Source organism: Aliidiomarina halalkaliphila (genome assembly GCF_007096385.1).
Lineage (GTDB): Bacteria > Pseudomonadota > Gammaproteobacteria > Enterobacterales > Alteromonadaceae > Aliidiomarina > Aliidiomarina halalkaliphila.
In genome coordinates this window covers 1-15,984 of the sequence record NZ_VJWL01000003.1, presented here as the reverse complement: position 1 = coordinate 15,984, position 15,984 = coordinate 1, and the positions used below count along the sequence as shown (strand labels likewise).

Here is a 15,984-nt window from a genome sequence, read left to right as displayed (position 1 = left end):
CCTTTATTGTGTGTCGCTTATCGGAATTAATGTTTCTCCGCGCCATACATCGTCGAGCGTTTCTCGCGCTCGAATTAAATACGCCTGTTCACCGGCCACCATCACTTCCGGTGGCCGAGGTCGTGAGTTGTAATTCGAGCTCATAGCAAATCCATATGCACCTGCGCTTTTCACCGCCAACAGATCACCGGCGGCCACTCGCAAGGTTCGATTCTGGCCTAAAAAGTCACCGGTTTCACACACTGGACCGACAATATCTCCAGTGACCTCAGGGGCATTCGATGCCACCACATTCACGATATCGTGATGGGCCTGATAGAGAGAAGGCCGCAGCAAGTCGTTCATGCCTGCATCTACCATCACAAAATGTTTGCTGCGATTAGCTTTCAGGTATTCGACCCGCGTTAACAACACCCCTGCATTAGCGACAATAGCGCGACCTGGCTCGAGGTACAAAGCTAAATCCGGGTAATCCACCAACCGTGCATGCATGGCTTGTAGATAGTGACCAATCGGCGGCGGTGTTTCATCCGCGTAAGTCACCCCTAAACCACCTCCCATATCAAGATGCTTCAGTGAGATGCCTTCTGCCGCCAACGCATCGACGAGCACAAGCATGCGATCAAGCGCATCCAGAAACGGCTGTGTTTCAGTGAGCTGAGAGCCAATATGGCAATCTGCACCCACAATCTCAACCGATGGCAAACGCGCCGCACGGCGATAGGTAGCCAGTGCATCTTGCATGGGAATGCCAAACTTATTCGCTTCAAGTCCAGTGGCAATATAAGGATGGGTCTTCGCATCCACATCGGGATTCACCCGAAATGAAATTCGCGCGGTGCATTGCAGGTCGGCGGCAATCGCTGCGATGCGATCCAGCTCCGCATCACTTTCCACATTGAACTGACCAATGTTTTGCTCAAGGGCGTAACGGATTTCCGCGTCTGATTTGCCAACCCCAGAAAACACAATATTCTTGGCTAAGCCGCCAGCGCGCAGTACTCGCGCTATTTCTCCGCCAGACACTACATCGAAACCAGCACCAAGCTCCGCAAGCACCTGCAATACCGCCAAGTTCGAATTTGCTTTTACTGCGTAACACACCTTATGGGGCGCTGGCATATGGGCTTGAAACGCCTCCCACTGGCGCACAATTGCCGCTCGGGAATACACATAACACGGCGTACCAAAACGCGTCGCGAGTTCGGTTAAAGGTATTTCTTCGACGTGCAGTACACCGTCGTGGATCGCAAATTCTGACATGAACAACCTGTCTAAACTGATGTGTGAGGTAACAAATGTTCGACCCGCGCACGCACCGATGTCGATTCCTCAACTGAGGTCGCATCTGGATCGGTTTGCTCTGGCTCATCCGGCAAATACAAAGGACCTTTTTGGCCACAGCCCGCCAAAATAAACAGGGTGATGAGCGCTAACATAATGGTCTTCGTGCGTTTTATCATGAGTCACGTTACACTTGAGTCTTAAAGTTCCATATAATCGCATTCACGTGCCAATTTGTCACCCGAAAGCCACGTGAACAGGCTCGATTCGTAGCAATTTCTGCACGAAGATACAGGTTTTCAATCCGATTCTACTGTCAGGGAGCATCATGACCAGCAACACTCTCACCATCGCGACTCGCAAAAGTGCATTGGCACTGTGGCAAGCAGAACACATTAAAGCGCGCTTAGAAGCCCTGCATCCCGGCCTTCAGGTCACGCTTCTGCCTATGTCCACCCGCGGCGATGTGATTCTGGACACGCCTCTGGCCAAAATTGGCGGCAAAGGGCTCTTCGTCAAAGAGCTCGAAGTGGCCATGTTGGAAGGGCGCGCCGATATCGCGGTGCATTCGATGAAAGACGTTCCTGTTGAGTTTCCCGAAGGTCTTGAGTTAGCCACGATATGCACGCGGGAAGATCCCCGTGACGCCTTTGTATCGAATACCTATAAAAGTTTGGCCGAAATGCCTGCTGGTAGTGTAGTGGGTACCTGCAGCCTGCGCCGCCGCTGCCAAGTAGCCGAGCAGTTTCCTGATTTGGTCATCCGTGATTTGCGCGGCAATGTGCAAACTCGTTTACGCAAACTCGACGACGGCGAGTTCGACGCCATTATTTTGGCCGCATCTGGGTTAAAACGACTAGAACTGACCGACCGTATTACCGCCTGTATGCCTGTGGAACTATCTCTCCCCGCCAATGGCCAAGGTGCCTTGGGAATCGAGTGCCGAAGTGATGACACCCGTGTGAAAGGCTTACTAAAGCCCTTGGAAGACGAAGCCACCCGCGCCTGTGTTCTTGCGGAACGAGCAATGAACCGACGCCTCGAAGGGGGCTGTCAGGTGCCTATCGGCGCCTATGCGGAACTGCACAATGGTCGTATTCATTTGCGCGGTTTGGTGGGTGACCCAGACGGTACCCGTGTGCTCAGAGATCAAATTCAAGGAAAAGCATCGGATTACGAAGCGCTCGGTATCCAACTTGCTGAACAACTTATCGCGGCCGGAGCCGATAAAATTTTGGCGGCGGTTTATCGTAACGCGAAGGAGTAAACTATGCGCACCGGCACGTTACTTATCCGTCCCGACCAAACAGCAGATCCGATTGAATTAGCCCTGCGCGATCACGGCGTGCCTGTGTACAAATTTGCCATTATTGATATTCAGCCTCTGACCATAGCTTCACATCAGGTCAAACAATGGTGTAACACGCAATGGCAGGGAGTAGTCGCCATTAGCCCCAATGCAGTGCGCTGCTTCGATAAGTTACGAAAGAAATCCCCGTGGCCTACGGCACAGCAGTACTATGCCGTAGGCGCAGGAACCGCAGAGTCATTGGCCTCAGCAACAGCACAGCCGGTGCATTATCCTGCCGGTGACTTTACCAGTGAAGGCCTATTGCAACTGCCTGAATTACAACAGTGCGAAAATCAGGAATGGTTGCTCATTACCGGTGAAAACGGTCGCAGCTTATTAGCAGATACCCTGACCGAACGCGGCGCCAAAGTAACCACCGCGGAAATTTATAAGCGCGTGCCGCAGGTAAATACCTTGCCCGATGAGGAACCTAAGTGGCGCGACAACGTCGAAACTATAGTTGTATCCAGTGTCGAGCAAACTCGGTTATTCTGGGAAAACTTAAGTGACGCGGGGAAAGCATGGGCCAAAACCTGCACTTGGGTTGTTCCCAAAGGCCGAATCTCCGATTTTGTCGTAAGCTTAGGTATTGAAGAACAACAGATTGAAGCCACTGAGAACGCTGCAACACCTTCAATTATTCGGACGTTGACGAAAGTTAGGAAATCGACTGCTATGACGAAAAAGGATACTTCAGACCAACCTACCGCTAAGGCCACTGATTCTGGGTCGTCTACGCCACAACAGAAAAAGGCATCTGCACCTGAAAGGGCGACGCCCGCAAAGCTCGGTTTATTTAGTCGCTTCCTGATTCTCATGATTACGTGCAGCGTTTTGGTCCTTGCCGCCGGTGGCTACTTTGTTTGGCAAGCCCAACAGCAGCTGGTATCAGAGACGCAAGCACAACTTTCTGATATGAATGCTCGTTTAGCGGAAAGCGAACGCCCACGCACGGATGATCGAGATTGGAGCGAAGAGATAAGTGAGCTTCATGATACCATGACACGCCAGTTTGAAGCTGAGCGTAGGGCCCGTGAACGCGGCTTACAACGAATCGATACGCTCCGGCTTGAAACCGAATCAAGCTTACAGCAAGCCATCGACGATAACGCGCGAACCACGCAACGGTTAAGTGATGAAGTCCGGGCGGTGAACGCCCGACAAGGATCCGCTCGGCATATCTTTGAAGCCTATGATCTCGTGACTGCCGCTACCCATCGGCTGCGGTTTGAATACGATAAAACAGGGGCAATTAGTCTGCTCCAAGCAGCTAGTGAGCTTCTAGAGTCACAATCACCCGACCGCGATCAGAGCATTATTCGACAAATCCGCAATGACATCGAACTGCTGGAGGAATTACCGACAGTGGACGTTCACGCTATTGCTTTGCATGTACAGCGCTTACAACCGCAAGTGCGAAGCTTGCCCTTTAGCAGTGAATTTGCCGCACAACTGCAAGACGACGCGCAAGCAGATATCAGCGCCGACATTAGTCAGTGGCGACAGAATCTTGCCAATGCATGGTCGAGCTTCAGCCAAGACATCATCAAGGTGCAGCGCCACGACGAAATTCCGTTGCGTCTGGATCATGACCAACGCACCTTTATCTTGGGGCAAATTGAACTGTCATTGCAGATCACACAGCAGGCGGCATTGCGCCATCATGGTGACTTGTACCAAAACACCCTACGGGATTTACTTCACGTCATCGACACCTATTTAAGTACCGAGCATACCGACGTTCGCCAATTTCGGGCGGAGGTCGAGGTACTGTTAGATCTCCCAGTTGAGCCAGATTATCCAACGCGACTTCTCTCGCATGCTATGTTGCGGGATCGCGTAAGCGATCTTCAATCCAACAGCCAGGGGGAGTAACCGGACGTGCTCAAAGCTTTGCTACTGATAATTATTCTGGCCCTTGGCTTAATTGTAGGACCCATGTGGTCTGGAAACGCTGGCAGTGTGTTAATTCTGGCGGGGCCTTACTCCATTGAAATGAGTCTCGTGGTCGCCACCCTATTAGTGGCCGCCTTTCTCCTCTTGCTTTGGTTAGTCCAGGCTATCTTTCGCAAGCTTTCGTCCGGTAAACGTTTTACGCTCAGCTGGTTTTATAAGCGCAAGCAAAAGAAAGCGGAGAAACAACTTGCTCAAGCCATGCATCATTGGCTGAGCAAAAACTATCGGGAAGCAGCGGATTATGCCGAACGGGCGGCACCCCACTTACAACAGCCTCAGCACGGCTATCTGTTGGCGGCGTCTGCCTGGCAAGCATTGGGCAACTTAAAAGAACTGCAGCGTACACTTGGGCTTGCCTATGATTCTGCGCACCACGATTTGAATGTACGATTGATGCAACTTGAACAGATGACCGATAGCGGCCAAGCATTAAAAACCGCACGCACACTGTTGCAGGACCACCCAAAACACGGAGGGGTTCTGCGTGCCTGCGCAGAAACCTACTACAAGCACCAACATCTTGAATCATTGCGCGAATTGCTTCCACGTATCCAAGATCGCGACATCGTACCCGGTGCACGTTTAGCGGAATTTACCCGCGCTAGCTACCGCTCTTTATACCAAAGTGCGGGCACATCATCGGAACGTTTACGTGAGTTATGGAAGGAAACACCAAGCAAGTTGCGCCGCACACCTGCCGTACGCATGGCTTATCTAGACGTGCTCACACACCGAGGCTTTGGCGCTATCGCCAGTAAAGTAGCCACCCGTGGTTTAGCATTGAACGTATTTACCGCCAGTGACTTATTACAGTTTGATATGCGCGAATGGCGGCAAACCGAATCGCTGCGGGAAGAGGTCGAGAAACAAATCAAGCAACACCCAGAGCACCCCAATTGGTTTGTACTGCTCGGCGTTTTAGCCATGCAGGAATCGGATTATGGATTGGCCGAACGAGCCATTCAAAAAGCAATTTCCATGAAGCCTTCGCAGCTCGCATACCGACTGCTAGGTGATGCTTACTATGCAAGCGGGCAAAAAGAGTCCGCCTTACAAGCCTTTCGACAAGCAGCCAACTTACGCTAGGAGGTTTTTATGCGGTTCCTAGCTTCCATTGTTTTCATCGCTGCTTATTGTTTAGTCGCCTCCGCCGTTGCCCAGGAAAATACCGGCAACGGTACCGTTTATGTCTCTATTAGCGGTGTTGACGGGCGTGTGGCCAACAATGTACGAAGCTTACTGAGTATCCATGCTTTACACGAGCAAAGCGCTCCTGGGGCAGCCCGTGTGCGCTATCTACATAATCTTGCCCACCGTGATATTCGCCGCGCCGTGACCCCATACGGGCATTATCAGTTTGAGCTTGAGAGCACCCTTGAGCAGCGCGGAAGTGACTGGCATGCACACTACGACATCCGTCTGGGACCGGCCATTCCCATCGGTACGGTCTCCATTGAAATTCAAGGTGAAGCGCAACAAGACGACGCATTTCGCAATATCCGCAATCAAGTCAATTTACGCTCGGGAGCGCCTCTGCGGCACAGCAATTATGAAAATGCAAAAAGCCGAATCCGCGATATCGCCGCAGAACGCGGGTACTTCCAAGCGCGCTTTGTAAAACAAGAATTACGCATTGATCTCGACAGCTACCTTGCACATGTGGAGCTCGTGTTCGATTCTGGCCCACGTTATCGCTACGGCAAAGTCACCTTTAACGAAGGTCATCTCGACGAAGATGTGCTCTATCGCTTTGTTGTGTTCGAACAAGGTGATCACATATCGTCGACAGAAATTTTGGAACTGCAACAAGGCATGGCGGGTACCGACTATTTCGGCCGAGTCGAAGTACAACCACTTTGGGCAGAAGTCGATGACGATTACCAAGTACCTATTTCGGTAAATTTTGAACCCAACAACCGGCGCTATTATCGCACCGGGATTGGCTATGGAACCGACACCGGGCCGCGGATAAGTTTTGACGTAAACCAACGCTGGGTAAACTCTCGGGGGCATCGAGTAAACGGACAAATCCAGCTGTCAGAAATTTTACGCAGTGTGGGTGCCAGCTATATTATTCCGGGCGCTCGACCGCAAACGGATCAATATGCCATTCGCAGTTTATATCGAGATGAAAACACCAGTAATACCGAATCAGAATTATTCCGAGTCGGTGTCAGTTGGCAAACGGAGCTGACCCGCACCCAGCGCGTCATTGCTCTTGATTGGCAGACTGAACGCGATGTGATCGACGGCGTATCTCGCCGCTCAGACTTTCTATTACCGAGTGCATCATGGACTCGTGTTCATACGGATAACCGAATGGACGTCGATCGTGGCTTCCGAACCAATCTAACCGTCCGCGGTGCCTCAAGAGATTTGATGTCCGATACCGACTTTATACAGGGAACCCTTGCAGGAAAGTTCGTGCACCGCATGAGTGAGCGAGTTCGCATCCTCGGACGCAGCGAAGTGGGCTTGTCCGCAAGCGAAGAGTTTAGTCGCATTCCTACATCGTTACGTTTTTATGCGGGGGGAGATAATAGTGTTCGCGGCTATGGTTATCGTTCTATTGGGCCCCGCAGCGAATCCGGCGACGCCGTCGGTGCGCGCCACTTGGTGACCGGAAGTATTGAAGCGGATTACGAATTTCGCACCAACTGGCGTTTTGCGGTATTTACCGACGCCGGTAATGCGTTTAATGATTTAGATGAGCCATTTAAAGTGGGTGCCGGTTTCGGTTTCCGCTGGCAAAGCCCCGTGGGCCCTATTCGATTCGACCTTGCCCACGGATTTTCTTCTCCGGGCGATCGCATCCGGCTGCATTTAACCATAGGGCCTGATTTATGATGTTCTGGAAATGGTTAAAACGTTCTCTTTATGCATTGTTTGCGCTGTTATTAATCGTCGCAACTTTAGTCACTATTGCCATAACCACAGAGATTGGAAACCGCCTACTCCTCAGCCAAGCGAATCACTTTATACCGGGTGAATTCGAATACGGTGAATACTCAGGTGCACTATTGCGTGATTTCACTTTGCGTGATGTACGTTACCGAGATACAAACCAAGACATTGATATCGAGCTCAGTCATCTGCATGTGCGCTGGCGACCATGGGAACTTCTCGCGCAAAAACTCCACGTTCGAGATATCAGTGCAAACGGTATACGCATTCGATTGCCAGAAACCGCCGAAGAAGTTCCAGAAGAACCTAGCGAGTGGCCAGCAGCACTTCCTGATATCACCTGGCCTATTCAAGTAAGGCTAGATCACGTTTTAATTACCGATGTTGTGGTCAGCCAAGGCGAACAAGACATGGTGCTTGAACGTCTAACCATGCGCGGTCGCACCCGAGGAAATACGTTACACCTATACAGTTTTGTTGCGTCTACACCGGATATTCACCTGCAGTTGCACGGAACCATCGCGCCTCAAGGGGAATACTCAATGAGCATGAATAACCTTATTCGGGTTCATGTTCCTGATCAGGGCGACCTCACCGTCACTGGACAGCTATCAGGGAGCCAACAGAATCTCCAATTGCGCCAACAGGTCAGCGGGTTTCTCAGCGCCGATATCAATATAGAGCTTATCGATCCGTTAACGCCAAATTTGCGTTGGCAGGGCAATCTTCGCGCCGTGCAAAGTCGCGCACAAAGCAGCCTCCCCGAACTAGACTATATCCTTGCAGAATTGCGCGGCTCTGGCACATTGAATTCTTTTCAGGGCGATTTAAGAATTGAGGGGGAGCATGATGACTACGGGCCCTTTGTTGCCAATACCCAAGCCACTTATACAAGCGATGGCGCATCCCTAGATACCCTTTACGTTCGCGCCGACCAATTAGGCCTTATTGTCGATTGGACCGGTCACGCAGATATCACCACCACAGAAAGCAACGGCGTAACTACTGTCAATGCGATCCGAGCAAGCATGGGAGGAGCCTTACATTACGGTGATTTCGCCCCTACCGACGTGCGCTTTGACTATGAAGGCGATCTCACCCAAGCTTCTGCCCTGAACGTGACCATAAGTTCCGACGCGGGCACGATCGCCGTTGCAGGCAGTATAGCTTGGCACGAGGGTTTGCAGTGGGAGTTATCCCTGAATGCAGACCAGGTGCAATTGGACGACTATCACGACGACATCAGCGGCGAACTAGGTGCTGAAATATTCTCCCAAGGCCAATGGCACGAGCATGCGGATTTCGAAGTGGTGATTGGTCGCCTCTCTGGCATGGTCAATAACGTCGATGTTGAATCAAGTGGGCGTATCTATTGGCAAGATGACCGAATCCATACTCAGGATCTGCGCGTGTCACTCGACCAATCCTTACTGCTCGCTGAACTGGATATCAATCTCACCGATACCCTGCTAACCGCCAAGGTCAACGGTTCATCCTTCGTTTATGAAGATTGGCGCTTAGCTGAATTAGATGCCGATGTTCGCGTGGACTGGAGCATTGATGAACTCCCCGTAGGTACCATCGTAATTCGCGGTTTAGAACAGAACGAGAGTGTGCTTCTTGATGATCTCACGCTCAGCGCCGAACGTGAAGGCAACCGCTACAGTTTTGATATTCAAGGTACGGGACAAACTGCCGAAGTTACCCTTGCGACTTCGGGTACTTGGGAAAACAGTACGTGGGACGGCGTGCTGCATCAGGTTCATATTAATCATCCCGAAGCCGGCGAATGGCGCACGACCCAGGAAAGTGCGATGCAGATTAGTGCTCTTCATGCGCAAGTATCTCGCTTTTGCATTGAGCGGATTCGGCAAAATGCAGGCTTTTGCCTCGACATGGACTGGGATTTTGAATCGAATACGGGCCGCATTAACGCCGACGCGCAAGCTATTCGGTTAGCGCTTCTGCAACCGTTACTGCCAGAACAAGTGCAAATTAATGGCGCCTTAGATGCTCGGGCTCATCTTGAAATTATGCCAGATCGCTTCGATATCGATGCCTTTGCCACTATATCTGATAGCGAAGTGCTATTGCCCGAACAAGACATCGAATTACGCTTTAGAGAAAGCGAACTTGTGCGTATTCAAGGGAACGAGCGCGAGTTAGCAGTGCGATTCCAATTGCTCACTGATGATCTCGATGGCGGAGTTCAAGGACAAGCGACCATTACCAATGCACTGGGAGACGCCCAAGTCCGAGGTGACTCTCAACTAACCCTCGATAATCTTGGATTTATCTCAATTTTGGCACCCCAATTACAGGCTGTTGTAGGACGCGTTCGCGGGCAACTCAATTATTCAGGCGCTCTTGCTTCTCCGGCATTCCAAGGACAGATTGAGCTGCTTGATGCCGGAGCGGAAGTTCCTGCCGCAGGAATTACCATTACCGAATTACAGGTGAATGTCACCGGCTCTGGCGCTGAGGGCGAGCCCTTTACCTTGGTTGCGTCTGCTCGTTCCGGCGATGGCACTATTGAGTTTCAAGGACTCTACGATGTACTTGCCGCTCGGGCTGAGCTGAACGTCGTAGGAAGTAATTTTCAGGCCATGCAAACCCGTGACATAGCGGTTACTGTGAGCCCGGATTTACGCTTGGTACATACTACCGAGGGCTTGCGTATTCGAGGTGAGATACAAGTGCCACGGGCACGCATAACGCCGCCAGATATCGAGCAAATCGACATGGCCTCACGGGATACAGTGATTGTGCGAGGCGACGAGACTGTATTTACCTTTGAAGAGCGTGACTTACCGATCGATGCCGATGTTCAAGTGAGCTTGGGCGATCAGGTTCGTGTCGAAGCCTTTGGTTTTGAAGGCAGGCTAACCGGTCGCTTGCGCGTCATCGAACAGCCGGGCCAACAAACATCAGCCGTGGGCAACATTAATGTGGCTACAGGTCGCTACGAAATATTTGGTCAACCCCTCGATATCGAGCGCGGAAGCTTAGTATTCACCGGTGGAGTCATCAATAACCCCGGCCTCGACTTGCGTGTATCGCGAAGTATACCGGGCGAAAGTGTCACCGTTGGTGCCCGTGTCGCCGGCACACTGAGAGAGCCAAACTTATCATTTTTCTCAACCCCCGCAATGCAAGATAGCATGGTGCTTTCCTACCTCGTGTTGGGTCGTGCGCCTGGCGAAGGATCAGGGGAACAAAGTGCCTTCGCACAAGCCACGCTCGCTTTAGGAATGCATGGCGGTAATCTTATTGGTGGACAAATCGGTCAAGCTATAGGCGTCGATGAAGTCATGCTTGACGCTACCGGAGAGAACCTAGAGAACACCAGCTTATTTATTGGAAAACACCTCTCCTCCCGGCTCTATGTGAAATATGGCATTGGTTTGGTAGAGCCAGTGACGACCTTTTTTATTCGCTATCGACTCTCGGATAACCTTAGCTTTGAGAGCCAAACCGGCGGCGAGCGTAGTGGGGCAGACTTGTTTTACACGATTGAGCGCTAATAAGGCAGGCGAGCGCATTACAGATACAAAAGAGCCCCGATAACATGGTCAACCGGGGCTTTTATTATTTCGTTTAATAGGACTTAATGACCGTGATGCTCATCAACATCAGCGTCGGCAATCACGCCACACAAAATCCGCGCTCCGGCATCACCTGTTGGCTGTGATTCAAGGTCGTCAGCTTGCGCGTGAACGATCACCGATTTCCCAAGAATGCTATTCGGCCCACTTAGCTCGAGTTTGGTATCAATCATCTCGAGATGCGCCATACCCGCATCATCGGCTTGTAAATTACCTAAGTCACCCGCATGGCGTTCACTGCTATCTGGCCCGCCGTGATCGCGACCGTGCGGATTAAAATGGCCTCCAGCAGAGGTTCCGTCAGGGGCGCTGCAATCACCGTACTCATGTACATGGAAACCATGTACGCCACCGGGCTCTAATCCTTCAACATGCGCGAGCACAAAGACACCTTCGGGCGTGTCTTCGAACATAACGAATCCTTGCAGACCCTCGTTACCCTCGGTTGGATTGAGAATGGCACTGAAAGAACGCTCACCGATGTGCTCGCCTTCTGCGTGCATATTATGAGCATCGTGATCACCGCTACATGCAGATAAAAAAACTGCCGCAGAAGCGGCAGTAATCAATGATTTCAATTTCATGCCTTACCTCCTATGTTAGGAAGTAAGCTTATCAGAAACTGGGCTAATCGCCATAGGTTGTTGACGAATGCGCGCTTTCTTTAGTTTGAGTAAAGTCTTCGCTGGCATTCCTTTTGGCAATTGAACCGTAGTATGAGTCGCGAATAATTGGATTTCGCCAATGTAGCGCGAATCGATGTCCGCTTCGTTTGCAATAGCACCGACAACATCGCCTGGACGTGCGCCATGCTCAGTACCGACCGCTAAACGGTATGTATCGAACTCAACGCCAGCATCACGACGTGGCTTACGCTCACGACGCTCACCACTATCACTGCGAGCACCACGGTCATTGCGATCAGCACGCTTACCACCGCGAGCACCACGGTCAAAGCGATCGCTACGTTCAGCGCGCGCAGGGCGCTCTTTGCGATCAAACTTCGGCTTCGGCTCTTCTTTCACAATCAACGGACGCGCTTGTTGCGCTTCAAACAATAACGCAGCAGCGATATCTTCAACGCTCATTTCAGTTGCTTCCGCCATTTGCGTAATCAAGCTACGCATGGTGGATAGATCAGTACCTTCGGCGCGCTCAACGAGCTTGCTTTGGAACTGTTGAATACGCAATTTCGATAATTCACGACCTTGCGGGATCTCAATCATCTCAATGGTGCCGTTCGTGGCACGCTCATAACGCTTCAACAAATGCAGTTCCCGCGGACGTGCAAACAAAATAGCTTCGCCTGAGCGACCCGCACGACCGGTACGACCGATTCGGTGAACATAAGATTCAGCGTCTTGCGGTAAATCATAGTTAATGACGTGTGTTACGCCCGGGACATCAAGTCCACGTGCAACAACGTCTGTACCCACAAGAATACGAATTTTACCCGCTTTCAATTGGGCTACTGTGGCTTCACGCTGATCTTGGCTCATATCACCGTTCAAACCAGCCGCTTTAAAACCACGCTCACGCAAGTAAGCAGAAACCGTTAAGGTGTCTTGACGAGTACGTACGAAGATCAACGCCAGTTGATAATCAATAGTTTCAAGCAAACGCTCGAGACCTGCGTCTTTCGTCATCCCTTGCACTTTCCACGCTTTTTGCGTGATGTTCGCTTTATTCGCTTGCGTAGACGCAATTTTTACGTGAACAGGATCAGACAAGAACTTGTTCGCGATCTTACGAATTTGCGGTGGCATAGTCGCAGAGAATAACGCTCGCTGCGCCGTTGAAGGCACCTGTTCCATGATCCATTCGATATCTTCAACGAAGCCCATATTCAGCATTTCATCGGCTTCATCCAAAACGGCCATTTTCAAGTTACTTAAATCAATGGTGTTTTTACGAAGGTGATCCATCAAACGACCTGGGGTACCCACAACAACTTGTGCGCCACCTTTCAGTGCTTTGATTTGAGGACCATAAGCAGCGCCACCGTATACGGTCGCAACGCTCAGGCCTTTCATGTGTTTACCCATTTGTGAAATTGAATCAGCCACTTGAATCGCCAATTCGCGAGTAGGCGCAACCACGAGTAGCTGCGCACCCCGGGTACGGGTATCAATATTGGCTAATGCAGGTAAACCGAAAGCGGCTGTTTTGCCGGTTCCTGTTTGGGCTTCGCCCAACACATTTTTACGTTCCAATAGCGCAGGAATAGCCTGTTGCTGAATTGGTGTAGGTGTGTCGTAACCAAGCTCTAAAATGCCACGAAGGATTGGCTCTGGTAATTCCAAAGCAGAAAAAGTATTAAATTCAGACATATTTGTCCCACTATCTAGACTCCGCACATGATTGGCGGAAAACTACAAAATAATCAGACTCGGTAGACAAATCGCGCACGCAATGTGCATGCAACATCCTGCGATATTGCGATGGTAGACCAAGGCTGGGCATTGGCGTGTTCGATAGATTGACTATCTGACACGCATCCGACAACTGCCCCTTAGACCCTGTTCTCAAATGAACGAACGTGATGTAATGCACGTCGTTTTTAGTGTTGTCAGGCGACTTGAGCGCCTGCAAGATAGGGGACCACTGTCAACATTTACCTCTCATATCATTGAGAGGTGGCGCAGTATAACAGGATTTTTTGATTTGTCTTGTTGTTTCTTTGTAAACAAATAATGAACTACTGCGCCGCTAACCGAGGTTTGGTAGAGTAGATCTTTAGAAAATCACCTCGAGGATGTTTTATGCGTTGGATCGCACTTGTTGTTTTCTTAGTTACTCTCGCTGGCTGTGCAACCACCTCCCAATATGAACGAGACCTTACTCAAATCACCACCCATTATGCATCACTGGATGCGATTTGGCCTGGCTACCGCCCTTCAGAACGCATTCTCGGCGTTTACGATTCTTCCGGTGTGGTCGTCGCAACTGGACGGTCTCATGTCAGCGGATTTGAGCGTCTCGATTCCGGGCTGTGGCGATTGCACGACCCTAATCTACGACTACAAGGTGCGTTTTATATCAATTACGAGCTTAACGGCGAGCGCATGACTCTAGTGCGAAGGCAGGACCGTTCCGACTTGGTTAGTTTCTTAATTCATGAAGATTTTCATGGCTACCAAAGAAGCGCATTTGCTAATCACGGCGGCTCCACACTATCAGCAGCCGACATTGGCGAGATGCCAGCAGAACAATTGCTCGCCAGTATTCGCCTCGAGCGTAACTTACTGATCAGCGCACTTGAAGCACCTACGGAGCTTGACCGCATACGAGCACTCGCCGCCTACATCGCCTTGCGAGAGTGGCGCAATGAACAGCTGCCGGAAAGCTTTCGAGGTACAGAAGATCGAACCGAGCGGATTGAAGGGTCAGCGCATTGGGTCGAGCTCAATGCAGAAGCGCGTGTTCAAAATCGAGACAACATTCAAGAACGTTTGCGCAACTCCCTCAATCGAGACATCGAAACGCAAACCGGTAATCTCGCGAATGCGCTTCTCACGCATCGCCTGTATCCTACCGGAGCTTCGCTTCTTGAACTTGCACAAGAATTGCAGGCCAAAGACTGGCAGGGCAGGATAGAAGCGGGTAGCACTCCTTATCAGCTGATCCGAGAACACATAAATCTGGGACCAGAGCAGCTCCAGGAATTCCAAGAGGACTTGCTAAACTCCGCGGTATTTGAGCGTGAAGTAGAGCGTGCAGGCAGGATTGAGCTTGGCCAGTCAGGGCAGGATTTGTATGAAGCCTTGCGACAACGCTATCGTCATGAGGTGAGATTTTATATTCCAGATAATATCAACGAAGAAGGTGAACGAGTCGGTCGAAGTTCATTGTCTATGCAACAAGCAGCTCCCTTTTCCCAAGGTTTGGCAATGGACCCGGTCGATCAATTCACCTATGAAGGACCAAACGTGGAGATACATGTAACTCGAAGTCCCTTTGTGCTCTGGCGCACCCCATTTTTGAACGAGCAAGGGGAAGAAGTCCCGGGACTTAGCTTTTCTATTTTTACCAGCCGAGTAATCATTGACGGTGAAAGAGCTGGGTCAGGTGAATACCAGATGACTCCGGATAATATTCGAATTCGCGGTTTACAAATGCAAGGTGAGCAACCTATTCGCCTAGAAATACGCTAAATTGAAATGCAGTGCTGCTGATAAAACAAAGGACCATCATCCATGAATTACGAAGAGTTACTCAAGGTCGCCCGCGATCAAGCCCGCAAAGGCTTTGAAGAAGGCGGTGTGCCTGTTGGTGCGGCGATGTTTGATAGTCACGGCAACTTGCTCGGTGAAGGACGCAACCGACGGGTGCAAGAAGGTGATCCTTCGATTCATGGAGAAACTGATGCGTTTCGTAAAGCCGGTCGCCAGAAAACCTATCGTGATAAGATCTTAGTCACTACGTTAGCGCCTTGTTGGTATTGCTCTGGCCTTATTCGCCAATTCAATATTGGTACCGTAGTCGTCGGCGAGTCTATCAACTTCGAAGGTCATCTAGACTGGTTACGGGAAGCCGGCGTAAATGTGATCGAACTCCGCGACCCCGAATGCATCGACATGATGAAATCCTTCATCGACACCCGTCCCGACATCTGGAACGAAGATATCGGTGAGTGTGATCACACGTAGCCATGTGGGGGGCTTCCAGGTCGGCATCCATGCCTCCCGTTCGGACCTGAAGTTGCCATGCAACTTCCGGGCGGTCCTCACCCTACTCGAGAGTAGGACACCTGTTGCAGAGCCCATAAGCAAAAAGGCCACCCGCATGGGTGGCCTTTTTGGCTTAATTGGATGCCTGGCGGTGTCCTACTCTCACATGGGGAGGCCCCACACTACCATCGGCGCTGACATGTTTCACTTCTGA

The 15,984-nt window shown here is 50.9% G+C and carries 11 protein-coding genes; 7 read left to right on the top strand and 4 right to left on the bottom strand.

The features are described from left to right. Positions 1-3: 3 nt before the first annotated feature. The gene (gene lysA, locus FM042_RS08775) at positions 4-1,263 is read right to left on the bottom strand and encodes a diaminopimelate decarboxylase (protein WP_143236062.1); all 1,260 of its coding nucleotides are present in this window, start codon (positions 1,261-1,263) and stop codon (positions 4-6) included. Positions 1,264-1,274: 11 nt separating this feature from the next. Further along, positions 1,275-1,463: an LPS translocon maturation chaperone LptM gene (lptM, locus tag FM042_RS08770; RefSeq protein WP_143236061.1), complete on the bottom strand. Its 189-nt coding sequence runs from the start codon at positions 1,461-1,463 to the stop codon at positions 1,275-1,277. Positions 1,464-1,612: 149 nt separating this feature from the next. Here lptM and hemC point away from each other — a divergent pair, with 149 nt between their 5' ends. Genes hemC through FM042_RS08745 form a run of 5 tightly spaced genes read left to right on the top strand, consistent with a single transcriptional unit; the run spans position 1,613 to position 11,019 of the window. Then, a complete protein-coding gene (gene hemC / locus FM042_RS08765) occupies positions 1,613-2,551 on the top strand; it encodes a hydroxymethylbilane synthase (protein WP_143236060.1) in 939 nt (312 codons plus the stop codon). Between the two features lie 3 nt (positions 2,552-2,554). Beyond that, the gene (locus FM042_RS08760; protein ID WP_143236059.1) at positions 2,555-4,510 is read left to right on the top strand and encodes a uroporphyrinogen-III synthase; all 1,956 of its coding nucleotides are present in this window, start codon (positions 2,555-2,557) and stop codon (positions 4,508-4,510) included. A 6-nt stretch (positions 4,511-4,516) separates the two neighbouring features. Next, a complete protein-coding gene (locus FM042_RS08755; protein WP_143236058.1) occupies positions 4,517-5,677 on the top strand; it encodes a heme biosynthesis HemY N-terminal domain-containing protein in 1,161 nt (386 codons plus the stop codon). Positions 5,678-5,686: 9 nt separating this feature from the next. After that, positions 5,687-7,438 carry an autotransporter assembly complex protein TamA gene (locus tag FM042_RS08750; protein ID WP_143236057.1) on the top strand — a complete coding sequence of 584 codons (1,752 nt, stop codon included), beginning with the start codon at positions 5,687-5,689 and terminating at the stop codon, positions 7,436-7,438. Further along, positions 7,435-11,019: a translocation/assembly module TamB domain-containing protein gene (locus tag FM042_RS08745; protein ID WP_143236056.1), complete on the top strand. Its 3,585-nt coding sequence runs from the start codon at positions 7,435-7,437 to the stop codon at positions 11,017-11,019. Before FM042_RS08750 ends, FM042_RS08745 begins: the two co-directional genes overlap by 4 nt. A gap of 83 nt (positions 11,020-11,102) precedes the next feature. Here FM042_RS08745 and FM042_RS08740 read toward each other — a convergent pair whose 3' ends face one another. Next, positions 11,103-11,684, bottom strand: a complete 582-nt coding sequence (locus FM042_RS08740; protein ID WP_143236055.1) for a superoxide dismutase family protein — start codon at positions 11,682-11,684, stop codon at positions 11,103-11,105. A 15-nt stretch (positions 11,685-11,699) separates the two neighbouring features. Next, entirely contained in the window at positions 11,700-13,430 is a 1,731-nt protein-coding gene (locus FM042_RS08735) for a DEAD/DEAH box helicase (protein ID WP_143236054.1), read from the bottom strand. Positions 13,431-13,862: 432 nt separating this feature from the next. Here FM042_RS08735 and FM042_RS08730 point away from each other — a divergent pair, with 432 nt between their 5' ends. Further along, positions 13,863-15,254: a hypothetical protein gene (locus tag FM042_RS08730; RefSeq protein ID WP_143236053.1), complete on the top strand. Its 1,392-nt coding sequence runs from the start codon at positions 13,863-13,865 to the stop codon at positions 15,252-15,254. A gap of 42 nt (positions 15,255-15,296) precedes the next feature. Then, on the top strand, positions 15,297-15,749 hold the full coding sequence (locus tag FM042_RS08725) for a nucleoside deaminase (RefSeq protein WP_143236052.1): 453 nt from the start codon (positions 15,297-15,299) through the stop codon (positions 15,747-15,749). The last annotated feature ends 235 nt before the right edge of the window (positions 15,750-15,984 follow it).